Below are 25,257 nucleotides of genomic sequence, written 5' to 3' on the forward strand. Positions count from 1 at the left end.
CCAACGGGCGACGGGTTCGGTATCATGGTGGCTCCCGGCTAACCGAGAGGAACCCCCTTGCTCCCCATGGTCCGCGCCAGCGCGCTCACCGGCTACAAAAGCCTGCTTGGCAGCTTCGGCGTCAACGTCGCGGAACTGCTACAGCGGCTGTCCCTGCCTGCGGACTATCTCGACAGGCCCGACCTGATGATTCCCATGGAAACCAAGGTCGAACTGCTCGAGCTGGGCGCACGTCTTAGTGGCTGCGCGCACTTCGGGCTAAAGCTGGCGCAGCAGCAGAATATTTCCGCATTTGGCACCGTAGGGGTACTACTGCAACAGTGCGCGACACTGCGCGATGCGCTGGAGACCATCACCTCCTCCATCGGCCAGACCGCACAGGGCCTCGAAGTCTGGTTTGAAGTGGAAGGCGACACAGCCCAGTTGTACTCCCGCTACAATTTCGACGGGCCTTCCGCACACTCGCGCCAGCACAGCGACAATCTGGTGGCCGGCGGCGTCAACATGATCCGTTTTTTGCTCGCCGAGCCCGTGCCGCTGAGCGCCGTTTACCTGAGCGGTCCAGCGCCAACTGCGCCGGGCGGCCTCATTCCCTATCGGGATCTGTTCCAGTGCCCGGTTTACTTTGATTGTGCGTCCAATGGCATTGCCTTCGCTGCATCCCTGCTGGAGCGCCCCGTGGCGGGCGCCAACCCGGAAATGCGCGGTCTGATCGACAGTTTCCTGAAAAAAAAGCAGCTGGACGGGTTTCAGGAGCAACTCCTGTGGACCATCACCAATCTTTTACCGCGCGGCCCGGTTACCCTGGAGAAGGTCGCCGACAGCGTGAATATGGCGCCGCGCACTCTGCAGGCGCGGCTGCGCCAGCAAGGCACCAGCTTCCAGCAACTACTGGACCGCACGCGTGTAGAGCAGGTGTGTACTTACTTACTCGAGGGCAACCTGTCCCTCACGGAAATCGCCGAGCTGGTGGGCTACAGCCAGCTCAGCGCCCTCACCCGCGCCTTCAAGCGCATCATGGGCGCCAGCCCCAGATCCTGGCTGCGCCAGCACCCAGGCTGAACCGATCGCCAGCGTGGTAAATTGCGCGATCGGTCAACTCTTGCGGGTCGGAATTGCGTATTCTGGGAACAACAACCATTAGATCCCGGATACCACGCTGCGGAGCGATCATGAATACCCAGACACTGAACAGCGATAACGCCCAGGCCGCCGTCCTGGAAAACCTGCTGGCACAACAGCGCCAGGCCTACCTCGCCGACCCTGCACCGGACTATCAGCAGCGGGTCAGAGACCTGAAATCCCTCGCGCAGATGATTCGCGACCACCAGGACGAGATAGTGCAGGCGGTCAGTGCCGACTACGGCAACCGCTCTCACCACGAAACCCTGTTTGCGGAAATCTTCCCCGCACTGGACGGGATCAAGGGCACCATCAAGAATCTCAAAAAGTGGATGAAGCCCCAGCGCCGCCATATAGACATCACCGCCTTCCCCACCTCGTCCAATAAGGTGATTCCGCAGCCGCTCGGCGTGGTGGGCGTGATCGTGCCGTGGAATTTCCCGGTCAATCTGTCCTTCGGCCCTCTGATCAACATCTTTGCCGCCGGCAACCGCGCGATGGTGAAGATGTCGGAAAACTCGCGCAAACTCACCGCGCTGCTACAACGCATCAGTGGCGACTATTTTCCCGCAGACAAGCTGGTATTTCTCGAAGAGACTGGTGGCGTGGGTATCGAGTTTTCCAAGCTCAAATTCGACCACCTCATTTTTACCGGCTCTGGCACCACCGGGCGTAAAGTCATGGCCGCGGCGGCGGCCAACCTGACACCGGTCACCCTGGAACTCGGTGGCAAGTCTCCGGCAATTGTCGGCCCGGATTACGATACCGATACGGCCGTGGAACGCGTGCTGTTCTGGAAGCTGTTCAATGCCGGGCAGATCTGTACCACGGTGGATTACCTGCTGCTACCGGAGGACAAGGTCGACGGCTTTGTGGAAAAAGCCAGGAAAGTCTTCAAAAAGCGCTACCCGGATATCCAGAATCCGGACTACACCTCGGTCATTGACGAGCGCTCGTTCCAGCGAATCTGGCAGACTCTGGACGATGCGGTCGACAAGGGCGCTACCGCCATCGACCTCACCGACGGTCAGGGCCAGCGCGACGACCCGCTGAAAAAATTTCCCGCCCACCTACTGATCAATGTGAGCGAGGACATGGAAGTCATGCAGCGGGAAATCTTCGGCCCGCTATTGCCGATCAAGACCTACAAAAACCGCGAAGAAGTGGCCGCCTATATCAACAGCGGTGACCGTCCGCTGGCCATCTACCCGTTTACCAAAGACAAGGATCTGCAGAATTATTACATCGAGCATGTCATGTCTGGCGGTGTCAGTGTGAACAACGCGGTGTTGCATGTTGGACAGCACGATATTCCATTCGGCGGTGTGGGCGAGAGTGGTATGGGTCACTACCACGGTTATGAAGGATTTATCACCTTTTCCAAACTGCGTCCTGTTTTCTACCAGGGCCCGCTGGATCCGCTGAAACTGTTGATGCCGCCTTACGGCAATCTCGCAGATAAAATGATGAAGTTGATGCTTCGCTTGACCAAGTAACGCAAACCTTCCCAATGTAAAAATCTACATGCGAAGGCAGAGTGCTGGGTACCTGTTTTCAGAAGCGTCGGCGACACGGACGTCGCCGACGCAGCGTACAGGGATGTATCTACAGCGGTTCTGAAAACAGGTACCCAGTACTCTGCCGCCACCACACTGCGCTTAGATTTTCGTCCCTCCCGCCGCGCACAAGCAACAAAATTGCGGTCAAACTGCAACTTTTGGTAGGCTAATTTCAGAGCTTTGCCATTATGGCGCTCTTTTTTTCTTGGATCTCTTTTGCAAGAGCACCAGTTCAATCACAACGATGCAACATCGTCGTGCACCCCGGGCAAAGACGCCCGCTATTCAATCGCGCAATCCAGCTCGGATACCAACGGAACACGCGTGATCACAAGGAGAAAACATGACTGCACCAAACCGCAGCAAGCTTCACCATTCTGACGCACAAGCACCCAGACTCACCCTGCCCGGCCGCACACTGCTGTTCAGTGCCATTGCGCTCGCAGGCACCCTCGGTGCCAACAGCGCCCTCGCCCAGCAATCCGTACTGGAAGAAGTCACCGTGACGGCACAAAAGCGCGAGCAGTCCATGCAGGACGTCTCCGTCGCCGTCAGCGCATTTTCCGGGGACGCGATCGATAAAATGGGTTTTGAAGAAGGACTGGATATTACCCAGCAGGTACCAAATATGAACTTCTTCGCCATCTTCGGCGAAGCGTCCAGCCCTTCCGTCAGCCTGCGCGGTATCAGCCTCGTGAATTTCTCCGACTCCTGGGAATCCCCGGTATCCATCTACGTGGACGACGTCTACCGCGGCAATCCCGCAGGCTCCGCGATTCAGCTGTTCGACCTGGAACGGGTGGAAGTTCTGCGCGGCCCACAAGGTACCCTGTATGGCCGTAACACCACCGGTGGCCTGGTGCACTACGTTTCGCGCAAGCCCACCGAAGAATTTGAAGCCAGTGCCAGCGCCAGTATCGGTACCTATTCCGAGAGTATTCTCGAGGGTGCCATGAGTGGACCAATCAGCGACAGCGTTCGCGGACGCATCGCCGTCAAGACCACACAAAACGATGGCTGGCAGACCAACACCGTCACCGGGGAAAAGCTCAATGATACCGACAGCTTCGGTTATCGCACCCAGCTGGAATTCGATCTTGCCGACAATGCCAACCTGCTCCTGAACGTGCACGGTAGCAGTGCCGACCAGCAATCCGTGGGCTTTGCGCATATGGGCTACCTGGAAGAAGCTAGCGGGGACGCAAACAAGTGTTCCATCGGCGCAATTCAAGCCGGGCGCTGCACCAGTGCATCATTTGATATGACCGGTATCGAAGCCTCGGGGGGCAGGTATGGTCCGGAATATGTGGCATCCGGCGCGAAGGGTGGCCTCGGCACCGAGATCGATACCTTTGGCTCTTCCGCGACGCTTATCTGGGATTTCGAAAATTTCTCCCTGACCTCAATCACCGCCTACGAAGAACTGGATAAATTCCTGCAGGATGACGGCGACGGCACCGCAGTGGTTTATTTCGATGAACAGTACGGGGTGGATGCAGAGCAATACACCCAGGAAATACGCCTGAACGGCAACACCGAAAAAAGTAACTGGGTAACCGGGTTTTACTACTACAAGGATGACCGCGGCCTGGTAACCGAGGCTCCCACCACCGCAGACTGGGCGGAGCTGGGTCTATGGCATCGGGAAATCGTGACCCTGGATAGTGAGTCCTGGGCGCTGTTTGGCCAGCTGGAATACGATCTCTCGCAAACCCTCACCCTGGTCAGCGGCCTGCGCTATACGGAAGAGGAGCGCGACTTTACCCAGGATGCTGGACCCAGTTTTTACGATGAAATCGATACTACCGGCGACCTGAGCGACAACGCCACCACCGGCCGTATCGGTCTGGACTGGCGTCCCAGTGCCGGAACACTGGCCTACGCAAGCTACTCCACCGGTTTTAAAAGCGGCGGTTTCTCCGGCAGTTACAACTCTTCCCCTGAGGCCACCAAGCCGGTGGGCGCAGAGAATATCGATAACTTCGAACTTGGCCTTAAAACCACCCTGGCAGAGGTCTACCGACTGAATATGGCAGCCTTCCACTACAAAGTGGATGACTATCAGGCCCAGGTATTTCTCACCGTGGCCGATGGCAGTGTGATCACCAATGCCGGCGACGTAACCGGTACCGGTGCCGAAGTAGAACTGACCGCGCCGATTACCGAAAACTTTGAAGTCATCGCCGGCGCCGGCTGGCTCAATACCGAATTTGATTCGGAGCAGCTGTTTTTTGTAGCGGGAGACGCTTACACCCTGGATGGCAATGAACTGCCCTCCGCCCCCGGCTTTACCTACAACCTGGTAGCGCGCTACTACCAGAGCCTGGGCGACAATGGTGAACTGGTGTTCCAGGGGGATTACGCCTGGCAGGACGACCACTACCTGCAGGTGGAAAACGACCCCTACTCCAAACAGAGCGCCTACGGTCTCGCCAACGCCAAGGTCGCCTGGCACTCGCCGACGGACACCTACAGCGTCGAGGCCTTCGCCAGAAACCTGGCCAACGAGGAATACTTCACCTACCAGAACACCCTGGGTTCCGACTGGGGATACGGTGTGTGGGGGCAGCCGCGCACGGCTGGGCTGCGATTTAACTGGAAGATGTAACCTCCAATTTACAAGTGCTCCGCGCTGGAGTTCTCAAGCTTACACCTTGCAAAAAACGCCTGTTTTCAGGCGTTTTTTGTTAGCTAAAACTGGTACGCCCATTCCTCTAATAATTCTGTAATTCCCCTTCAGATCCTTTAGTATTTCTCGGCCACAAGAAATACCTGCATTTTCAAAAGGACCTGAAAATGAGCACTCTCCTCCTCTGCAATCGGGAACTGACTTCCCCCGATATCCAGCAAGCCTGCAATTTGAACTTGCAGCAACTTTCCGCACTCCACTGCCCGACCCCGAAATTCGCGCAGGCCAATACGCCTTACCTGCTGAATGGTCACAACAGTGCACAGGGAAAACGCATCCAGGCCCTTCTCGCTCCGTCACAGGTCGCCCGCCCCATAACCGAGATGTCACTGACCTTCGGCGAAGACAACACTCTGGCCATTGCTGCTATGATGGAGCAGCTCAATGACTACAATATCGCTCTGACCGGCGCCTCCACCAGTGTCTACGGCGAGCGAATCAACGGCTTTGCCAAATCGGTTAAGGAGTACCAGATAGCGCTGCTTGCCTACCGGGATGCGAAGCTGAACAAAGCGGGCAACCATAGCCAGCTCAAACAACTGGCGCACCGCGCTTTTCAAAGCATGCAGTTGCAGTTTCGTGCCGAGCTGAATGCCGTGACAGACCATATACGCTCACGGCGCGGCACCCCGCTGACCAGTGCAGAACGCGGCACCAATATCGCGCGCAGCAGCCGCAATGCGGCGAAGCTTCAATTTACCAGTGAGATTGAGGCGCACAAACTGGTTAGATTCAGTCAATATACCAAGCTGCTTGGTAATGGGCTTGCTGTCGTGGACTTTGGCACCCGGGTAGGGAAAGTACACAATAGCTACCAAGCCGGCGGTGACTGGGAACGAGATCTGTTCCGGGAATCTCTTAGTTTTGGAGTAGGCGCCGGCTTGGGAATCGCGACAGCAAAAGTCGGTGCGGCTGCACTAGGTGTTTTAATTGCGGCAACCCCAATTGGATGGGTCGGAATTATTGTCGGTGGTATTGCTATTGTAGGTGTGGCAGCTGCAACATCCATGGCCGCAAGTGAGTTAACTCAGTCTCATGCGGACACTTGGTATGACAGCATTATGGAGGTTCTCAACTAAACATGAGTACATTTACGGCGATTCTTGGCTGCTCTGTCGCAGTCATGTTATTAAGTCTTATTTTATATGTCCTTTTCGGGCAAATAACCGTGCGCAAATTGCGTAAAAACCCCGAAACCAAGTACGAACTTGGACTCGAGTTTGCTAGTGGATGGGATATTTTAAATGTTGCTCAAGCGCTGGCAACTCCACGAAAATTCCATAAAGTCCTGGAGAGAGGGCAACTTGCATTTCTCCACGCCAATTCAGAGCTAATCGCTAAGCATACAAACCGGTTTGACCGGGCGCTGGCCATTGTATTTTTTTGGATGTTTATGGGCTCTGCTTTCTGCCTAATTTCTCTTATCATTCTCGACAAGATAGGGGTATTCAGCTCATAGCTCACTACCACTCCACCCCCTTCCGTGCAGAAATCCCATTCTCAAATGCGTGCTTGTGCGATTTCATCTCCGTTACAGTGTCCGCAATATCCATCAGGTACTGCTTGGCACCGCGGCCAGTAATAATCACGCTCTGCTCGGCCGGGCGGCTCTGAATCGCTTCCAGCACTTCCGTTTTATCCAGCCATTTGTAATTCAGTGCATAGGTCAGCTCGTCCATCACTACCAGATACACGCTGTCGTCGGCGAGCGCTGACTTCAGTTTTTCCCACAGGGCGATGGCCGCGGCTTTGTCGGCCTCGAAGTCCTGGGTTTCCCAGGTAAAGTCGGTGCCCATCTCGTGCCACTGCAGCGGGTACTGGTCGGTGGGGAGCTGGCTAAGCAGGTTTTTCTCGCCGCACTCCCACACCCCCTTGATGAACTGCCCCACCACCACCTTGTAGCCATACCCCAACGCGCGGGTGACGGTGCCCACAGCGGCAGTGGTTTTACCTTTTCCATCGCCGGTATACACGATGACGATACCGCGCTCTTCCAGCGCCTGGGCGATACCGGTATCGACGATTTCCTTACGCGCCTGCATGCGTTTCTTGTGGCGCTGCTGCTTGTCGCTTTCCGCAGTCATAGATAGGCCTTCCGAAATTGGAAATAAACAGGATAACAGGAATCCGTGAACCGGATTGGGGTCGCGCTTGCGCGCTTCATGGAGAGAAGAATACGGGGTGGAATAGAGAGAGGTATAGAGAGTGGAATAGAGAAGCGAAAAGTGCCGGGCCCGGGGCCCGGCACGCTCGGTTGGATCAGTTCAGGGAGAACTGCACACCCGCGTATACCGCGGCGCCGGCGGTGTAGTAACCGGCCACTTCGGTGTAGTCGTCGTTCAGGACATTTTCACCGCGCAGGGTGAAGGCGAGACGTTTGCTGAATGAATACTTCGCATTCACGTCCAGCTTGCTATAGGCATCCTGGGGCAGTGGGCTTCCGCCCCAGGCCGGATTCGGGCTCAGGCGGTCATCGGCCTGCTGCCAGTTTCCGGACAGGGTCAGGCGATCTCCCAGCAGTGCATAGCTGGCACCCACATTAAACACCCGCTGCGCCACGTTCAGGCGTTGTTCGCCGGCACTGTCAGTGCTGTCGAGCCAGGTTCCGTTGGCATACCAGCGACCGGCATCGCCGATATTGCCCGCCAGGGAGAGCTCCACCCCGTCGGATTCACTCTCGCCATCGTCCTGGGCATAGGCGCCCCAGCCGGTGCCAATACCGTTTACATACACGATGGCGTCGGTAATGGTCTGCTGGAAGGCAACCAGCTCCAGCTGCAGCAGGTCGGCATAGCGATACTCCACCCCCAGCTCATAACCGCGACTGGTTTCCGGACCTACCGGGACTACTTCGCTGACCACATTGGTGGATACTTCGTAGGGGCTCGGCGCGCGGAAGCCGGTGCTGGCACTGGCGCGGTACTTGATCTGCTGGTTATCACCGATCAGTTGCGGGAGCGCCGCGGAAACCCGCCAGCTGTTGTGATCCTCACTCTCCAGGCTGTCGCGACGGAATCCGACGGTGTAGTAAACACTGTCCGCCACATCACCGCGCCACTCGCCGTACAGACCGAGAATCTCCAGGGACTGGGCGTTGTAGGCAGATTCGAATTCCTGCTGGTCCAGGTCAAGCCCCCAGGAAATACCGCCGGCACCCAGGTCGGTGCTACCCACATAGTTCAGCTCTTCGATACTGCCTTCCACCGCATAGCTGCTGATACCTTCGGCAAGGCTATCGCGCTCCAGCTTCTGCCTGGACAGGGACCACTGATGGGCGAGGGCCCCGGTCTTCAGGTCTGCGCCCAGCTGGTAAGTGGTCTGGGTATAGATATCCAGGCAATCGGAAGGATCACTGAAGGCAAAGCAGCCATCAAACTCGGTTTCCGCATCGACTTCCCGCACCTGTCCCTGTACGGAAAAACTTTCGCTAAAGGCATAGCCAAGCTTGGCGCTGGTAGTCTGGTTGTCGTAGCCGTCGCGCTCGCCGGTGCTGTCGGATACCTGGGCATTGAACCCATCACTTTCCAACTGACTCAGGTCCACCGCGTAGCTCCATCCCGCCAGCTCTCCGCGCAGCGCGGCCTGGGTGCGATTCGTATCGTAACGGCCGGTTTCACCGCTCAGTAGCACTTCCAGGGGCTGGCTGGCGCGCTTGGTGATGATATTGATTACACCGCCGGCACCGGCGCCGTACATCATGCCCTGGGGGCCACGCAGTACTTCGATGCGCTCGATGTCGCTGGCCAGCAGGTGCTGGAACTGGGTGGTGACCTGGGTATTGGTAGGGTCGGCAACGTTGACACCGTCCAGCAGTACCAGGGTACGGGAACCGGATTCACCGCGTACGTACACGTTGCTGACCTTGCCCAGGCCGCCGGTGTTGCTGACGGAAATACCCGGCAGGGTTTTGACCACATCCAGCAGGGTGCCGTAGCCAAGTTTTTCAATATCCGCCGCGGTCAGTACCGAGACTGACACTGCAGACTGAGCCTTGGGTATCTCGATCCGACTGGCGGTGACGGTAACCTGTTCCAGGTCCTGACCAGCGGTCGCTGAATTGTTTTCCGCAAAGGCGGATGGCGCGGCCAGAACGACACTAGTAGCGCAGGCGCTGGCGAGCAGATTTTTTTTCATGGTGTTCCCCAATCCGAAAATTCGATCGATTGAGGGAGGGGAGATATGGGCGAGAAGCACAGGCGGGCGCGGGAAAACGGCCCTCAAGAACAAGCCCAGACAAAGCCCTCCGCTTTATCGTAGTTGGTGTGCTCGAGGCCGGTATCGGGCTTATCGTTCCATGCACCTGGCAGAAAACGAATCACCGTTGCGGGGGCAGCGCCGGATTGTAAATGCTGTTGTTGTCAGCGATCACCGGACTTCCCGTTTAACCCAACCAAGCCAGTCGCTTGTGGCGACTTGAACTGCTGGGCACCTGGAGTCGCCGCGATTATACAGAATGCGGGCCTTGCGGGAAGGATTGCAGGAAGGAGCGAGAAAGTATTGTGCAAATGGTGGAGGGAGAACGCCGTTTCAGATCAGGTCACCGGCAACAAACTCGGGCCGCCCCTCGCGCCAGCGGAGCTCGCTGCGGATACCGTAAACCTCCGCCACCTGTGCGGAATTGAGCACTTCCTGCGGGGTTCCGTGGGCGCGCAACTGGCCGCGCTCCAACAGCAGGACCCGATCGCAATAGCGGGCGGCGAGGCCCAGATCGTGTATCGCGAGGATCACGGTTTTACCTGCGTCTGCCTGCTGGCGAAACGTTTCCATCAGCTGCAGCTGGTGACGGATATCCAGGGCCGCACCCGGTTCATCGGCAATCAGTGTGGGCGCATCGCCCACTAACAGCCGCGCCAGCTGCACACGGCGCAGCTCGCCACCGGAGAGTTGCGTCACCGGACGCAGGGCGAGATCCAGTGCATCCACCTGTTGCAGTGCCGCCGCCACCCGGGCTTGCCGCTGTGCGCGGTTGATACTCCGCCCCCAGGGCAGCAGCCCCAGCGCGACCAGATCCTCCGCGGGCATACTCCAGGCGGGGCTTTCCTGCTGTGGCAGGAAGGCGCAACGTTTCGCCCATTCCCCCCGGGGGATACTCGCGCAGGGGCGCTCATTGACAGAAAACTCCCCGGCCGTGCTCGGCAACACCCCCGCCAGACAAGCCAGCAGGCTGCTCTTGCCGGCACCATTGGGGCCGATCACCGCGGTCAGTTCACCCGGGCTGATAGTACAGTCGATGCCCTTCAGTACCTGGCGGTGATGGCGGCCGAGCCCGACGCCACGACAATGCAGGGTTTGCGGATTTTGTTCACTCACAGATTGACTCCCCGCCGGCTACGCACAATCAGCCAGAAAAAGAAGGGCGCTCCGATAAAAGCGGTCACCGCGCCGATGCGCAGCTCCTGGGTCCCTACGGTGTTCAATACCAGCACATCCGCCAGCAGCAACAACAGCGCACCGGCAAGGGCACTGGCCCACAACAGTCGCCCCGGATCCTGGCCCACCAGTGGTCGCATCAGGTGTGGAACCACCAGACCGATAAAGCCGATGGTGCCCGCTACCGCTACCGAGGCCCCCACCGCAAAGGCAATGCCAAACAATACCAGCAAGGGGTAGCGACGACTGGAAAATCCCAGTGAGGCGGCGCTGGCCTCGCCGAGAGAAAGCGCACGCAGGTAGTTGCGGGAAAGAAACAGAAACACCGCGCCGAGGACCACGAAAGGCAACGCCAGCAAAACCTGATCCCAGCCGCGATTGGCGAGCGAACCGAGCAACCAGAAAACGATTTCCTGCATGGCGAACATGCTCGGTGCATAGTTCAATGCCAGCGCCATCAGCGCAGATAGAAACGCATTGATCGCCACACCGGCCAGTACCAGGCGACTGGCACTGGCACCGTGCCCTGCCAGCAGCCATACGCTCCCCACGGCCAGCAACGCACCGACAATGGCCAGCACTGGCAGCAGGTAACCACTCACCGCGGCGCCGTAGTACAGCACCAGGATCGCCGCCAGCGCAGCACCACTGCTGACGCCCAGTAACGCGGGCTCCGCGAGCGGATTGCGCAACATGCCCTGCATGGCCGCACCACCCAGGCCCAGTGCCGCACCCACTACAATGGCGAGCACCGCCCTCGGCAGGCGTAATTGCCAGAGAATGACCGCGTCGCTACTGTCACTTTTCCAGCCGTCGCCGAGCGCCGCCGCCAGGTCAATCGATACCGGTCCGCTGGATAACGCCGCCAACATGGCCAAGGGCAGCACACAGGCGATAAGAATCAGAATTACATTACGGTTGACCAACAATTTCTTTTCTCTTTTCCATCAGCTGCTGCAGTACTTCCACCGCGGCCAGTGCCGGGCAAAAACCCAGCTCCTGCGGCAAACGGTACACCCTGCCCGTCTCAATATATTCACGCAACACCGGGTGGCGTTCCGCCAGATGGGCGATAGCAAAGTCCTGCTCACCGCCATAGAAAACCAGCAGCTCGGGCCGGGCATCAATCACCTGCTCCAGGCTCACGCGCCCCAGCTGTTGCACGCCCTGTTGCGCGGCCAGATTGGTAAATCCCGCGCGGGTCAACAATTCATGCTCAAGCATGCCGTCGCCGTAGGTGATGTTATTCGCCGAAAGAATCAGGGCACCGGGATTACCGGCAGCGGTCTCGGGTATTTGTTGCAGCAGCGCCTTTAGCTGGCTCCGCTGCTGCCGCAATCCCGGTAATTCCCCCAGGGCCTGCTGCAGAGATGCCAGTTGCTGCTGCAGCTGCGCCAGGTTGTAGGCGTCGGGAATCCGCACCACGCGCAAGCCCAGCTGTTCCAGACGGTGAGACGCACGCTGGGCGCCATACTGGCCGGTCAATATCAGATCGGGCTTCAGCGGCAGCAATTCTTCCGCCTGTGCCCGGTTCAGGTACACGTGCTCGGGCAAGGGCGCCCGTTGATAATGCCGCTCTCCGGACAGCCAGGTTACCGAAACGATTCTCTCCGGTGCGACCCACTGGAGCAGCATCTGGTCCATACACAGATTGAGAGAGCCAATTCGCTCCTGAGCCGAGACCGGTGCAGACGTCGGTGCAGAGAGCAGTATCGCTAGCAGTAACGCCGTCGATATTGAACGCATCCGTCGCAGGCAGATTCGCTTTTCCCTGTATTTATTCATATTCCCACGAAAGGCTTCCCGGTGATGCTGGATGGCTTTGCCCGCCGCATTTTTAATGGCATCCAACCCACTGCATCCAAATCAGCGCACCGACGCATCCTACTGGCACAGACGATGAATTGTTAATAACAACCCTGGAGTACAACATGAACGAGGACACCCTGGCACTACTGGTTCCTTTCGGCTTTTTTCTGCTTGTGGGCACTGCGCTGTGGATGGTACTGCACTTCCGCAACAAACGTTCCCTGGAAGTACAGCAAACTTTGCGTATTGCTCTGGAGAAAGGCATACAATTGTCTCCAGAACTGATTGACCAGATGGGTGCCAGTAACAAACCACACCCGCTGAAAGACGTGCGCAGAGGTATCGTCTGGATTGCCGTCGCCGCAGGAACGGCTTTGTTTGGCTACTGTATCCCGGATCCCAGCAACCAGGCCTTCGCAGCGATACTCGCCATTGCCGCACTGCCTCTGGCAATCGGCCTGGCATACCTGGCCATGCACCGATTCACCCGTACCCAGGTCGCCTGATCAGACAGACCTGTCGCCGTCTGCGCTCAGCTCATTTCAATGGCGTTGAGCGCCTCGGCCAGTGTCTTCACCGCAATCACTTCCATACCGTCGATGTCATTTTTCAGACGATTTCCCGCCGGGACAATCGCCTTACGGAAACCGTGCTTGGCGGCCTCCCGCAAACGCTCCTGGCCCGATGGCACCGGGCGGATCTCTCCGGCGAGGCCCACCTCACCGAACACCACCATATCCCTGGCCAGGGGGCGATTGCGGAAGCTGGAAACCACCGAAACTAACAGTGTCAGGTCGGCGCTGGTCTCCATGACTTTCACACCGCCCACCACATTGATAAACACATCCTGGTCGCCAACCAGTACCCCGCCGTGACGGTGTAATACGGCCAGCAACATGTTCAGACGATTCTGGTCCAGGCCCACCGCGACCCGGCGTGGATTGCCGAGACTGCTGTCATCCACCAGCGCCTGCAGCTCTACCAGCAGCGGCCGTGTGCCTTCCCAGATGGTGGTGACGACCGAGCCAGCGGCGATCTCGTCCGCGCGCTGCAGGAAAATCGCCGAGGGGTTGGAGACTTCTTTCAGGCCCTGCTCGGTCATCGCAAACACGCCCAGCTCGTTCACCGCGCCAAAGCGGTTTTTGTGCGCGCGCAGGGTACGGAAGCGGGAGTCGTGGGTACCCTCGAGCATGATGGAGCAATCGATGATGTGCTCCAGCACCTTGGGACCGGCGAGACTGCCGTCCTTGGTGACGTGCCCTACCAGAATCAGGGCGGTGCCGGTCTGCTTGGCAAAGCGGGTGAGGTAGGCGGCACTCTCGCGCACCTGCGCCACAGAACCTGGCGCGGACTGTACTTCGGCCATATGCATGACCTGGATGGAGTCCACCACCATCACCCTGGGCTTCACTTCACCGGCGGTAAGGCAGATCTGCTCGACATTGGTCTCGGACAGCATCTGCAGGTGGTCCGCAGGCAGTCCCAGGCGCTTGGCGCGCATGGCCACCTGCTGCAAGGATTCCTCACCGGTCACGTACAGTGCCGGCAGGGTTTGCGAGAGATGACACAGAGTCTGCAGCAGCACCGTGGACTTGCCCGCACCGGGATGCCCACCAATCAGCACTACCGACCCGGGCACCAGCCCGCCACCCAACACCCGGTCCAGTTCGCTGGCATTGGTGGGGATACGGGGCAGCTCGCTGAGGTCGATCTCGGAAAGCTTCTGCACCTTGCCCTGCCCAGCGGCACCGGCATAGCCCGCCTGGGCATCGGTAAAGTTAGCGGAGCGGCTGTCCGTATGCGCCGGCCCCAGCCGCACTTCACTCAGACTGTTCCACGCCTCACAGGCACTGCACTGGCCTGCCCATTTGCTGTAGTCGGCTCCGCACTCATTACAGACAAATGCGGTTTTGGATTTTTTGGCCAAGGTGTGTCTCTCAGTTCTTGGTGCGGTGGTATCAGTTCTTTTCTGGATTTGTGGCGGTGCCGCTATCGGGTGTGAACTTCTGAGACACGCCGTAGACCCATCCATGGGGGCTCTTCCGCGAGGTCCCTCTCGCGGAAGGTCTCAGAAGTTCACACCCGATAGCGACACCTTCTCGATAACTTCATGACTTCGAAAGCAGCGCGACCTAATGCTATCCGGCAGCACAGCGGTACGAATCTAAGCCTTGGGCGGTATCTTCTCCCCGGGACCGTCTGCGGCCAGGACGGCCGCAGCCGAGCCCCCATGGATGGGTTCACGGCGTGTCCCGGGGAGAAGATACCCCCCAAGGTGCCCGGGACTATCCGACAAGGAACCCCGGAAAGGCAAAGATTCTACCCTTCTACAGCCAATGGGGAAAATTCACGAATCCGCCCATGCACCCACTGGTACAACACTGGCAGTACCACCAAGGTCAGCAGGGTTGAGGAAATAATTCCCCCAATCACCACCGTCGCCAGCGGCCGCTGAACCTCCGCACCAGTGCCCGAATTCAGAGCCATCGGCACGAACCCGAGGCTCGCCACCAAAGCCGTCATCAGCACCGGCCGCAAACGTAACATCGCGCCGTCCACCACCGACGTATACAACTCGCCACTCTCCCGCCAGCGCTCGCGAATAAACGACAGCATCACCAGACCATTCAGTACCGCCACCCCGGAGAGCGCGATAAATCCGACGCCCGCAGAAATCGACAGCGGCATATCCCGAAGCCACAGCGCCAATACCCCACCGGTCAACGCCAGCGGCACCCCGGTAAAAATAATCAGCGCATCTTTCAACGAGCCGAAAGCCAGCAGCAACAGCGCCAGAATCATCACCAGCGTCAACGGTACCACCACAGACAAACGGTCACTGGCAGACTTCAATTGCTCGAAGGTACCACCGTAATCCAGCCAGTAGCCCGGTGGCAGCTGCACCGAATTCGCGACTTTTTCCTGTACCTCACGCACAAACGAACCCAGATCCCGGCCGCGCACATTGGCCGTGACCACCACCCGGCGCTTGCCGTTCTCGCGACTGACCTGCCCCGGAACCGGCACCCATTCCACAGAGGCAACCTCCTCTAGAGGCACAAAGCCTCCGGAGGGCAGCGGTAGCGGTAGCGAGGTCAGGCCGTCAATATCCCGGCGCAGAGGTTCGGGCAAACGCACCACCAGTTCAAAACGGCGATCGCCCGCGTAGATCAGCCCGGCGGACTCCCCTCCAATGGCCGCGGCGATCAATTCCTGCAGCGCCTGGAGATCGAGGCCAAACTGGGCCAGGGCGATACGCTTGGGTTTGATCGAGAGCACCGGCAGATCGTCAATCTGTTCGATACGCACATCCGCAGCACCTTCAACCTCCCGCACCTCGGCAAGAATTTCCTCCGCAGACTTGCGCAAATTGCCCAGGTCATCCCCGAAGATTTTTATTCCCAGGTCTGCCCGCACCCCGGAGATCAGTTCGTTGAACCGCATCTGGATTGGCTGGGTGAATTCGTAGTTATTGCCCGGCACATGTTCCACAGCATCCTGCAACTGTTCAAGCAATGCCGTACGAGAAAGCGCGCTGTCCGGCCACTCCGATTTCGGTTTGAGAATGACGAAGGTATCCGCCACGTTGGGCGGCATCGGATCTGTCGCCACTTCCGGGGTACCGATTTTGGAAAACACTCGCTGCACTTGCGGGAAAGCCAACAGCGCCTGCTCCAGCTGTCGTTGCATCGCCACCGATTGCTCAAGGCCAGTACCCGGGACGCGCAATGCATGCAGGGCGACATCGCCTTCGTTCAGTTGCGGCACAAACTCGGATCCCAGAGAAATCGCCAGCCAGGCGCACAGCAGTACCAGCAACATTGCCAGGGAGACCACCAACCAGCGCAGCTGCAACGCGAGCATCAGCACTGGTCGGTACACGCTTTTCAATCCACGTACTACAAAGCTCTCCCGCTCCTGAATGCGACCACGCAGAAACACCGCTACCGCCGCAGGCACCAGGGTAAAGCAGAACACCATCGCCGCCAGCAGCGCCATCACCACCGTCGCCGCCATGGGGTGGAACATCTTCCCTTCCACACCGGTAAGGGTAAACAGCGGTATGTACACCAAGGTAATAATCAGCACACCGAACAGACTCGGTCGGATCACCTCGTTCGTCGCACTGAACACAATGTGCAGGCGCTGCTGTAACGGTAACGCCTCCGCTTTGCCGCCCGCCGATGCCTGTGCCAGCCGGCGGATGGTGTTTTCCACAATAATCACCGCACCATCCACGATCAGACCAAAGTCCAGCGCACCGAGGCTCATCAAGTTGGCGGATACGCCGGTGGCGCGCATTCCGGTGAGGGTGGCCAGCATCGCCAGTGGAATGACGGCTGCGGTAATCAGAGCCGCGCGGATATTGCCCAGCATCAGGAACAACACCGCGATGACCAGCAGCGCGCCTTCCAGCAGGTTTTTCTGTACCGTGGCGATGGCCTTGTCCACCAGCGTGGTGCGGTTGTACACGGCCTCGGCGCGCACACCTGCAGGCAGTGAACTCTGTATATCTTGCAATGCCATTGCGAGATCTTCAGAGACTGCGCGGGAGTTTTCCCCCACCAGCATCATTGCCGTACCCAGCACAGTTTCGTCACCATTTTGCGTTGCCGCACCGGTACGCAGCTCGCGGCCGATGGCAACGTCAGCGAGGTCGCCAACCGTTACCGGCGTCGCGCTACTGCCATCCTTAGCAGTTCCCGGCACTTTAACCACCACGCTTTCGATATCGGCTATGGTTTCCAGCTGCCCGGGTGAACGCACCAGCAACTGGCTGCCACCACGCTCGACAAACCCCGCTCCGCGGTTTTGATTATTGCGCTGCAGCGCACTGACCACATCCTCCATGCGCACTCCAAAACTCAGCAGCTTGCGCGGATCCGGGGTTACGTGAAATTGCTTGCGGTAGCCACCGATGGTGTTGACCTCGGTTACGCCCGGCACCAGCGCCAGTTGCGGGCGAATAATCCAGTCCTGGATTTCCCGCAGCGCGGTAATATCGTAGGGCCTGCCGTTTTCCTGCCGCGCCTGGGCGTCGGCAGTAACGGTGTACATAAAAATTTCCCCGAGGCCGGTGGCAATCGGCCCCATTTTCGGTTCCAGTCCCGCCGGCAACTCATTGCGAATGGACGCCAGGCGGTTCGCCACCAAATTGCGGGCAAAATAGAGATCGGTGCCCTCGTGAAACACCGCTGTGACCTGCGACAGGCCATAGCGGGAGAGACTGCGCGTATAGGCCAGCCCCGGCAGGCCCGCGAGCGCCGTTTCCACATGGAAGGTTACCCGCTGCTCCGCCTCCAGCGGTGAATAGCCAGCGGCTTGTGTATTGATCTGCACCTGCACATTGGTAATGTCCGGCACCGCATCGATGGGCAGGCGTTGATAGCTCCAGAGCCCGAGTGCAACGATGATGAGGCTACTGCAAAGCAGCAGCACCCGACGCTCGATGGAAAAACGCAATAGGGGTTCTATCATGCTATCCCCCTTAATGCGTATGTTCTGCAGTGGATTTTTCCAGTTCCGCTTTCAGCAGATAACTGTTTTCCACCGCGTAGCGCGCACCACGTTTCAGCCCGCTGCGCACTTCCACAAACTGTTTACCACGTGCCCCCAGTACAACCGGCACCGCTTCAAAGCGGCCAGGGCCATGCTGCACGAACACCACGGTATCACCATCCAGTGACTGCAGCGCCCGTTTATCCACCGCAAGCGGCACTTCGGCTGTGGCCACTTCGACATGCCCCTCAACAAAAATACCCGGCGCCCAGCTACCGTCGTTGTTGTCTACCAGAACACGGGCACGGGCGTAGGGAGAATTCTCACTGCCCGGCACCACACTGCGCACGGTGCCCGCGTATACGTGATCCCCGGCAATGACCCGCACCCGCTGATCTTTTCTGACCGATGCCATGCGTGCGGGAAAGACCTGCAGATCCGCCCACAATTGCGAGTAATCCGCAACGGTAAACAGTACCTGGTCATTGACGTATTCCCCCGGGCCCGCATGCTTTGCGGTCACCATACCGGCGAATGGTGCGCGCAACTGGTATTCCTGCAGACTCTCGTTAGAATCCACCTCCGCCAGTACCTGCCCCTTTTTCACCGTATCACCAATGTGCACGTTAACCCGGGAAACCACACCGGAATAGCGTGCGCGAATATGGCTGACCGCGGTTGGCTCCGGGTGCAGTTTTCCGTACAGTTTCAGGTACCGCTCGATTTTTTTCGGGGCGGTTACATCTGTGGACACGCCTGCACTCTTCAATGCTTTTTCGCCGACTTGCACTACCTTTTTTTCATCGTGTTCGTTTCCTTCGCGATGTCCGCCGGCGGCAAATACCTGGCCGGCCGGCATCAATAATAAAACCGCACTCCACAAGCCAATCTGAGAGCGAAGTTTTCTCTTCAATATCTTTAATAACATATCGACAACCCTGAATTATTTTTCCACCGCAGTACTGGCAGGCAGTGCGTTTAGAGAAGCTGCGGTCAGCTGCTCAATTTCTGCTGTGGCCAGCAGTGCCTTTGCCGCCTCATCGATTAATGCACGGCGTGTATCGAGCAACTCCTCTCGAGCAGCAACCCATTCCAGATAGCCGTAGCGACCTGCGCGGTAATAGCGCTCGGTTTCCTCAAGAGCGCGCATCTGAGTCGGGATCACTTCGGCGCGCAGCTGACGCACGGAATCGATCGCCTGGGCACGCAGTGAGAATGCGCGATGTAGCTGTGTATAGAGATCGAGATGAACGGACGCGCGCTGTGGGGCTATTTCGTCGAGAGCGGCCTGGGCGCTGGTAATTTCTCCGCGGGCACGCCGGCCGGAGAACAGGGGGACACTGACACCGGCAACCAGTGAGGTGCTACCGGTTTCACGGCTCTGGCGCAAACCGACCGACCAGCCGATATCCGCACTGGCGCCATTGCGGGCGAGGCGCAATTGCGCGGCGGCAACGCGCGCTGCGGAAGCGAAGCGGGCGAGACGCGGGCTTTCCTCCACGAGCTGGAAGAAGCTGGCAAAATCTCCAGCAGACCCCACGTCGTAAAGTGCGGAGCCATTGACGGAAAACTCCGCAACGACATCCCCCCACATGGCCGCAAGCGCCACGCGGTCGGCACTTAACTGCTTTTGCACCGCATTAAAAGCTAGCTTTGTTTTCGCCAGTGCGGCCTCGGCACGCAACTTCTCCGCCCGGGGCGCACCACCGGCAGCGACTCTTGAGTGCACCGCATTGAGCGTATCCTGCGCCAGACTAACGGCATCGGATGCCAGCGCTTGCCGCTCGCTGCCGGCGAGCACCCTGACGTAGCGCCGGGTGACCTCACCGAGTAAATCCAGCGCCTGAATCTGGCGCTCCATATCCAGCAGCAGGCGCTCGCTATTGACCGCCGCAACGCGGGCGTCGCGCTTGCCACCCAGTTCGATGACCGAAGAAAGTGCTGCCGTAAGCTCAGCGTTTTCGCTGCCATCGGAACCGGCGAAATTTTCCAGTTCGGCATCGAAATTTATCGCCGGCCGAAGCGCCGCCGTCTGTACACGACCGCTCAGGGTTCGCTCGCGAAAATCAAATACCGCGAGGGATGGATTGCGCTGCAACGTCAGGGCAATGGCCTCCTGCAGCGAAAGAGTTGACGGAGGAAGAACAGCCGCGGCACCGGCCGCAGGATGAAACAGCAATACCAGTGCGCACACAGACATTGCGCGCAAACAGGCGTACAGATGCCGGACGGAGGGCGTCGTCAGAATATACATATAGGTTTCCTGAACTATTGAACGAATTGCGCAGCCCGAATCACGGGTTGCGCGGTAAATTCAACAATTCAGGCAATAGGAGGACGGAAAGGCGTGGAAAAGTAGCCGTGGACGAAGTCCGAGTCCACCGCCGCAGCCCAGCGGCTGGCGGTACGGTTGTGGGCAATAAGATTGGTCGCAGGCAAACACAGAGAAGAGCTGCCGTGACAGTGACAACAGTGACTGCAGTCCTGAACGGCATCCGGTTTCTGGTGTTCACCTGGCGTCACCTGTTCCAGCTGAACGATACCACCGGAATCCCCGGCACTATCACCGGCGCTATCACCAACACTATCACCAGCACTGTGATTGCGGTGCTCGGTATGATCCAGGTGCGGGGTGCCATCCGCCGCGTCCTGGTGATGCGGCGGCAGATGTTGCAGGGAAGCTTCCAGTTCGCTGTGGCTATCATAGCCCGACGACACCAGCTGGAATACCAGCAGTGCGGTCAGCACAAAGCCAAACAATTTGATCGAACCGGGTTTCAGCATGAAATTTCAGACCGGTGGTCGCGCGGTGAGTTCCGATTAAAACAAATCGCGCCCAATCCCACAAAGCGGTGGCAGCATCCCGTGCCAGCGATTAGCATGAAGTCCATGGTTCCAATGCTTTTACAGGTGCGATGACTTTACCCGCCGTATGGCTTCTCCACAGCAATGATGTGCCCGCCGACAGCGCCGATGCCAAAGCGTTGGAGCGCTTACTCTCTGCCGATGAACACGCGCGTCGCGCGCGCTATCACAATAGCGAAGCCCGCCACCAGTTTCTGCTGGGGCGCGCCCTGCTGCGCCGGGTTCTGGGGAAGATCAGCGATCAGCCACCAGAAGCTCTCAGCTTTTCCCGCAACGAAAACGGCAAGCCTTTACTCGCGTCGATGCCCGACCTGCACTTCAGCCTCAGCCACAGTGGCCAGTGGATAGCGCTGGCGGTCTCTTGCGAAGCGCCCGTCGGTATCGATATCGAGCAGCCGAGCAAACCGCGCGATTTTCTGCGTATCGCCCGCCACTACTTCCACCCCCAGGAGCGTGCATTACTGGAGGCGCCGCCCCTGGAGCTGATGCCCACGCACTTCTACCGGCTGTGGACAATGAAAGAGGCCTTTTTCAAAGCCCGCGGCACCGGTATCTCCGAGGGGCTGGGGCGGATCAACCTGGCGGGCTATCACCTGGGCCAGGGAGTCTCTTTCGACGAAACCCTGGCCGATCGGGATGCCCCCTGGCAGTTCTACTACGCCATGCACCCACTACCGGACACCACGCAACTGCATATGGCGCTGGCGGGCACCGATCCGGCCCTGGGCGAACTCAACAACACCAGTATCTACCGCGGGATTGATTGAGATCAGCACTGGGAGCACGTGACCCGATCAGAGGCTCTAAATAGCCAAATCCAACCAAAAATTAACGATTCCTTAGGAAGCACATTTTTCAAAGTCCCGGGAACGTGGGCGAGCACTACTGGGTGTGGCGGCCTTTTCATTTAACAGCTACGCCTCCCAGCCCCTCGCTTCGGCGCAAGCAACTTGTACATACAAGTGATAGCACTTAATCTCGGGGGCAATCAGAAATAACGCACAAGACTCTGGCGACCATGCCCTTTGACCTGACCCGCATACTGCTGCTGTTATTGACGCTGACCTTGAACGGTCAGGCGATTGCGGCGCCCTGCGGATCCCGGGATACGGGAAGCAAAGAGCACCACCAGACCACTACATCGGCCCGATTTGAACAGTGCGCCGAGGGCGCTCACCAGCATCACTGTCACCAGGGAGGTGACACAGAGGCCGCCGAGTCTTCGCCGGCAAACAGCTGCGAGCAGGCGTGCAGCTGCTGCCCCGGCCACTGCGCCAGTGCCATTCCCGCGGCCGAACACACAGAGCCTGCCCGCCCCGTCATCGCCAGCATCACGCTTTACAACATTTCTCACAGCGCCCCGCTGCCCGAAACCACCCTGCGCCCACCCATTCTTCTCTGACACGGGATCAGTGCGCCCGGCATAAATGCCAGGCCATACGCACGAGCGCCAAATTTTCGCGCCTCCGCGTACTCCCGTCTGTCGACACTATCTCCATCAGCCTCCGCGACGCTTTGCGCCAAATAGCGCATCGCTGCCGCGGACGCGACGATAACGAAAGTCTCCCAGAGAAGGACAACAACATGAATTCAACAAGCTTCAGACTGACCAGAACCCCGCTGTTCATCGCCCTTGCCACTGTGGCCGCGGGTTACATCCCCCTGGCGTCGGCCCAGCAGACCGGGGAAACCACACAGACGCAAATTGAAGAAGTGAATGTCACCGGTACCCGAATCAAGCGCAAGGATATCGAGGGTGTAGGCCCGGTAACGGTGCTCAACGAGGCAAGTATCGAAGCCACCGGTATCAGCTCGCTGGAAAACCTGCTGCAGTCCCTGCCCGCGGCAGCCGGCTTCGGCGGCAACCAGACCAGTGCCTACTGGACATCCAACGGCTGGGGCACGCCGCAGATCAACCTGCGCGGCCTGGGCATCAATCGCACCCTGGTCATGGTCAACGGCCGCCGCGTGGTTAATGGCGGTACCGGCGCCAACAGCAGTGTCGACCTGTCCATGATCCCGATGTCCCTCATCTCCAGCGTCGAAGTCCTGAAAGATGGTGCTTCCGCTACCTACGGCGCCGACGCCGTTGCCGGTGTCATCAACCTGATCACCAAAAAGGAGTTCGACGGCCTGGAAATCGAGGGCAAGTACGGCCAGACCGCCCTCGGCGATGGCGAGGAAACGGTGCTCGACCTGACCTGGGGCGTGTCCGGCGATCGCGGCAACCTGATGGTCAACATGAGCTACCAGAACAATGAGGCCTCCCCGCTGGTCGACCGCGTGCCCTGCCCGCTGAACAGCAACAGCGAGTGCAGCGGCAGCTCCTCCACCATCGGCGGCCGCACTACCCTGCCCGCGGGCGCGGTACTGGCTGATGGCACCGTGCTGACCGAGCCTACCCGGGTCAACTTCAATCAGGACCCCAATGGCGACGGCGATTTTTACGAGCCCTACGACGGGCAGAAGCACGGCTTCAACTACAACCCGTACTTCAATGCGGTACAACCGATCGAGCGCTTCAGCTTTACCACTCTGGGCAACTTTGAAATCTCGGAGTCCGCGACCCTGTTTACCGAGTTGATGTACACCAACCGGCAGTCCATGCAGCCGGCCTCTCCGGCCAGTCTGAGCAGCATTGCCTACAGCGCCGACCACCCCACCAACCCTACCGGCAGTGACTTTGTACTCGAGCGCCGTCGCCTGCTGGAAAACGGCGCACGCAACTTTTACCAGGAGGTGGACACATGGCGCATGGTCACCGGTATCGAGGGCGACCTCAACGACAACTGGGGCTATGACGTAGCCCTGAACTGGGGTCGCAATACCGCCACCGATGCCATCGGCAACAACATCAACATGCAGCGCGTGGGCGAGACCCTCGACCCCAGCCTGTGCGGCATGAACGGTATCCCCTGTGGCGACTACCTGGGCTACGGCGATGTGACCAGCGACGTTCTCGACTACATCGTATTCAACCAGGAAGGCACCGGCGGCAACGAGCAGAAAAGCCTGAGCGCCAACATCAACGGTTCCCTGTTCGATCTTCCCGCGGGCACGGTAGGTATGGCCGCCGGTGTCGAGTGGCGTGAAGACCGCGGCTGGCGCCAGCCAGACTCCCTGGTACAGGCGGGCTACGCCCTGGGTAATCAGGAAGATCCAATCTCCGGCTCCACCGAAGCACGAGAGATTTACGCTGAAATACTGGTACCGGTTTTGGCAGATCTGCCACTGGTACAGTCCCTGGAACTCGACCTGGCCCTGCGCTACTCGGACTACGACCTGTTCGAGGGTGAGGACACCTACAAGGCGGGCCTCAACTGGCAGGTCAACGACATGCTGAAAGTGCGCGGCACCATGACCACCGCCTTCCGTGTGCCCAATGTACCGGAGCTTTTCGGCGGCGTATCCGAGGGCAACCTCACCACCACAGATCCCTGTTCCGGCTACGCATCCCTGGACCCGTCTAGCAACCGCTACCAGAACTGTCAGGCAGCCGGGGTACCGCTGAACTACACCCAGCTCGGCACTACCATTCTCACCGACCGCGGTGGCAACCCGGACCTGACACCTGAGAGTGCCGAGTCCTTTACCCTCGGTGTAGTACTGCAGCCACTGGACGGTCTGTCGCTGACTGTCGATTACTTCGATATCGAAATCGACGACGCCATCCGCGAGGTATCCGGCTCTACCAAGCTGGCCATGTGTTACGACTCCGCCAATCTGGGCCACGCCTTCTGTGCCCCGGACCAGCACACCCGAAACCCGGTCAACGGCGACGTGAACTACCTGTCCACACAGAAGTTCAACACCGGCAACGAGGTGATGCAGGGTATCGACGTCGGTGCCCTGTACGACTTCGACATGTTTGGCCTGTCGCACACTGCTGACTTCAAGGCGTCCTACCTGAAGGAGTACGAAACCACCGCGTTCGATGGCGACGAACCCTTCGTGCTCGACGGCTTTATCGGCAGCGGCAACGGCGGCTATCCGCACTGGCGTGCCAATGCGTCACTGACCACCCGCGGCAACCAGTGGAGCAGCACCTACTCGGTACGCATGATCGGTGAGGGGGATGACTTCAACGCGGACAGCGGTATCGGCTCCAGCATGCCCAACATCTTCTACCACAATGTGCAGTTCAGCTACGACATGAACGACGCGCTGCGGATGAGTGTGGGTATCGATAACCTGTTCGACCAGGAAGCACCGCGGGTCGCCAGCTGGACCGACGGCAACACCGACACCATGACCTACGACCTGGCCGGCATGCGCAGCTACCTGCGTATGACCTACCGGTTCGACTGAGTCACCTGAGACATTCACAGCGGCGGGAGGTACACT

Annotated in this window: 19 protein-coding genes and 1 riboswitch; of the genes, 9 read left to right on the top strand and 10 right to left on the bottom strand. The window is 58.9% G+C overall.

The features are described from left to right. Positions 1-66 precede the first annotated feature (66 nt). The 5 genes from ACONT6_RS14970 to ACONT6_RS14990 all read left to right on the top strand — a co-directional run bounded on the left by ACONT6_RS14970 (position 67) and on the right by ACONT6_RS14990 (position 6,829). A complete protein-coding gene (locus ACONT6_RS14970) occupies positions 67-1,062 on the top strand; it encodes an AraC family transcriptional regulator (RefSeq protein WP_428821521.1) in 996 nt (331 codons plus the stop codon). Between the two features lie 110 nt (positions 1,063-1,172). Continuing rightward, on the top strand, positions 1,173-2,618 hold the full coding sequence (locus tag ACONT6_RS14975) for a coniferyl aldehyde dehydrogenase (RefSeq protein WP_428819242.1): 1,446 nt from the start codon (positions 1,173-1,175) through the stop codon (positions 2,616-2,618). Positions 2,619-3,024: 406 nt separating this feature from the next. Beyond that, positions 3,025-5,289, top strand: a complete 2,265-nt coding sequence (locus ACONT6_RS14980) for a TonB-dependent receptor (RefSeq protein ID WP_428819243.1) — start codon at positions 3,025-3,027, stop codon at positions 5,287-5,289. Between the two features lie 188 nt (positions 5,290-5,477). After that, entirely contained in the window at positions 5,478-6,449 is a 972-nt protein-coding gene (locus ACONT6_RS14985) for a hypothetical protein (RefSeq protein WP_428819244.1), read from the top strand. Between the two features lie 2 nt (positions 6,450-6,451). Then, complete coding sequence (locus tag ACONT6_RS14990; RefSeq protein ID WP_428819245.1) at positions 6,452-6,829, top strand: hypothetical protein; 378 nt, start codon at positions 6,452-6,454, stop codon at positions 6,827-6,829. A gap of 4 nt (positions 6,830-6,833) precedes the next feature. On the opposite strand, the gene cobO is transcribed toward ACONT6_RS14990, so the two are convergent. The 5 genes from cobO to ACONT6_RS15015 all read right to left on the bottom strand — a co-directional run bounded on the left by cobO (position 6,834) and on the right by ACONT6_RS15015 (position 12,591). Further along, positions 6,834-7,454, bottom strand: coding sequence for a cob(I)yrinic acid a,c-diamide adenosyltransferase (gene cobO, locus ACONT6_RS14995; protein WP_428819246.1), 621 nt, complete (start codon positions 7,452-7,454; stop codon positions 6,834-6,836). Between the two features lie 175 nt (positions 7,455-7,629). Continuing rightward, positions 7,630-9,504 carry a TonB-dependent receptor plug domain-containing protein gene (locus tag ACONT6_RS15000; RefSeq protein WP_428819247.1) on the bottom strand — a complete coding sequence of 625 codons (1,875 nt, stop codon included), beginning with the start codon at positions 9,502-9,504 and terminating at the stop codon, positions 7,630-7,632. Positions 9,505-9,623: 119 nt separating this feature from the next. Further along, positions 9,624-9,818: riboswitch (cobalamin riboswitch) on the bottom strand. A 79-nt stretch (positions 9,819-9,897) separates the two neighbouring features. Continuing rightward, entirely contained in the window at positions 9,898-10,680 is a 783-nt protein-coding gene (locus ACONT6_RS15005; protein ID WP_428819248.1) for an ABC transporter ATP-binding protein, read from the bottom strand. After that, the gene (locus ACONT6_RS15010) at positions 10,677-11,669 is read right to left on the bottom strand and encodes a FecCD family ABC transporter permease (RefSeq protein WP_428819249.1); all 993 of its coding nucleotides are present in this window, start codon (positions 11,667-11,669) and stop codon (positions 10,677-10,679) included. The genes ACONT6_RS15005 and ACONT6_RS15010 overlap by 4 nt, the downstream gene beginning before the upstream one ends. Beyond that, entirely contained in the window at positions 11,653-12,591 is a 939-nt protein-coding gene (locus ACONT6_RS15015) for an ABC transporter substrate-binding protein (protein ID WP_428819250.1), read from the bottom strand. Before ACONT6_RS15015 ends, ACONT6_RS15010 begins: the two co-directional genes overlap by 17 nt. Before the next feature lie 80 nt (positions 12,592-12,671). On the opposite strand from ACONT6_RS15015, the gene ACONT6_RS15020 reads away from it, so the two are divergent. Next, positions 12,672-13,055 (top strand): DUF6249 domain-containing protein, encoded by a 384-nt coding sequence (locus ACONT6_RS15020; protein ID WP_428819251.1) that lies wholly within the window; start codon positions 12,672-12,674, stop codon positions 13,053-13,055. A 26-nt stretch (positions 13,056-13,081) separates the two neighbouring features. On the opposite strand, the gene radA is transcribed toward ACONT6_RS15020, so the two are convergent. From radA to ACONT6_RS15045, 5 genes are all read right to left on the bottom strand, one after another. Beyond that, positions 13,082-14,476, bottom strand: a complete 1,395-nt coding sequence (gene radA, locus ACONT6_RS15025) for a DNA repair protein RadA (RefSeq protein ID WP_428819252.1) — start codon at positions 14,474-14,476, stop codon at positions 13,082-13,084. 392 nt (positions 14,477-14,868) lie between these two features. Beyond that, positions 14,869-18,027, bottom strand: coding sequence for an efflux RND transporter permease subunit (locus ACONT6_RS15030; protein ID WP_428819253.1), 3,159 nt, complete (start codon positions 18,025-18,027; stop codon positions 14,869-14,871). A gap of 10 nt (positions 18,028-18,037) precedes the next feature. Then, positions 18,038-18,802 (bottom strand): efflux RND transporter periplasmic adaptor subunit, encoded by a 765-nt coding sequence (locus tag ACONT6_RS15035; RefSeq protein ID WP_428819254.1) that lies wholly within the window; start codon positions 18,800-18,802, stop codon positions 18,038-18,040. A gap of 189 nt (positions 18,803-18,991) precedes the next feature. After that, a complete protein-coding gene (locus ACONT6_RS15040) occupies positions 18,992-20,302 on the bottom strand; it encodes a TolC family protein (protein ID WP_428819255.1) in 1,311 nt (436 codons plus the stop codon). Between the two features lie 68 nt (positions 20,303-20,370). After that, a complete protein-coding gene (locus ACONT6_RS15045; protein ID WP_428819256.1) occupies positions 20,371-20,832 on the bottom strand; it encodes a hypothetical protein in 462 nt (153 codons plus the stop codon). A 131-nt stretch (positions 20,833-20,963) separates the two neighbouring features. Here ACONT6_RS15045 and ACONT6_RS15050 point away from each other — a divergent pair, with 131 nt between their 5' ends. The 3 genes from ACONT6_RS15050 (at position 20,964) to ACONT6_RS15060 (ending at position 25,221) form a co-directional block, all read left to right on the top strand. Then, positions 20,964-21,680 (top strand): 4'-phosphopantetheinyl transferase family protein, encoded by a 717-nt coding sequence (locus ACONT6_RS15050; protein WP_428819257.1) that lies wholly within the window; start codon positions 20,964-20,966, stop codon positions 21,678-21,680. Positions 21,681-21,931: 251 nt separating this feature from the next. Next, entirely contained in the window at positions 21,932-22,315 is a 384-nt protein-coding gene (locus ACONT6_RS15055; protein WP_428819258.1) for a hypothetical protein, read from the top strand. 182 nt (positions 22,316-22,497) lie between these two features. Then, positions 22,498-25,221, top strand: coding sequence for a TonB-dependent receptor domain-containing protein (locus ACONT6_RS15060; RefSeq protein ID WP_428819259.1), 2,724 nt, complete (start codon positions 22,498-22,500; stop codon positions 25,219-25,221). Positions 25,222-25,257 lie beyond the last annotated feature (36 nt).

It is taken from the genome of Microbulbifer sp. MCCC 1A16149 (genome assembly GCF_050368945.1).
In the GTDB taxonomy this organism is placed as follows: domain Bacteria; phylum Pseudomonadota; class Gammaproteobacteria; order Pseudomonadales; family Cellvibrionaceae; genus Microbulbifer.

Coding starts and splice junctions, on each gene's coding strand:
- ACONT6_RS15030 (WP_428819253.1), bottom strand. CDS start 18,027: ATGATAGAACCCCTATTGCGTTTTTCCATCGAGCGTCGGGTGCTGCTG.
- ACONT6_RS14975 (WP_428819242.1), top strand. CDS start 1,173: ATGAATACCCAGACACTGAACAGCGATAACGCCCAGGCCGCCGTCCTG.
- ACONT6_RS15060 (WP_428819259.1), top strand. CDS start 22,498: ATGAATTCAACAAGCTTCAGACTGACCAGAACCCCGCTGTTCATCGCC.
- ACONT6_RS15055 (WP_428819258.1), top strand. CDS start 21,932: ATGCCCTTTGACCTGACCCGCATACTGCTGCTGTTATTGACGCTGACC.
- ACONT6_RS15040 (WP_428819255.1), bottom strand. CDS start 20,302: ATGTATATTCTGACGACGCCCTCCGTCCGGCATCTGTACGCCTGTTTG.
- ACONT6_RS14970 (WP_428821521.1), top strand. CDS start 67: ATGGTCCGCGCCAGCGCGCTCACCGGCTACAAAAGCCTGCTTGGCAGC.
- ACONT6_RS14980 (WP_428819243.1), top strand. CDS start 3,025: ATGACTGCACCAAACCGCAGCAAGCTTCACCATTCTGACGCACAAGCA.
- ACONT6_RS15050 (WP_428819257.1), top strand. CDS start 20,964: ATGACTTTACCCGCCGTATGGCTTCTCCACAGCAATGATGTGCCCGCC.
- cobO (WP_428819246.1), bottom strand. CDS start 7,454: ATGACTGCGGAAAGCGACAAGCAGCAGCGCCACAAGAAACGCATGCAG.
- ACONT6_RS15000 (WP_428819247.1), bottom strand. CDS start 9,504: ATGAAAAAAAATCTGCTCGCCAGCGCCTGCGCTACTAGTGTCGTTCTG.
- ACONT6_RS14990 (WP_428819245.1), top strand. CDS start 6,452: ATGAGTACATTTACGGCGATTCTTGGCTGCTCTGTCGCAGTCATGTTA.
- ACONT6_RS14985 (WP_428819244.1), top strand. CDS start 5,478: ATGAGCACTCTCCTCCTCTGCAATCGGGAACTGACTTCCCCCGATATC.
- ACONT6_RS15020 (WP_428819251.1), top strand. CDS start 12,672: ATGAACGAGGACACCCTGGCACTACTGGTTCCTTTCGGCTTTTTTCTG.
- ACONT6_RS15045 (WP_428819256.1), bottom strand. CDS start 20,832: ATGCTGAAACCCGGTTCGATCAAATTGTTTGGCTTTGTGCTGACCGCA.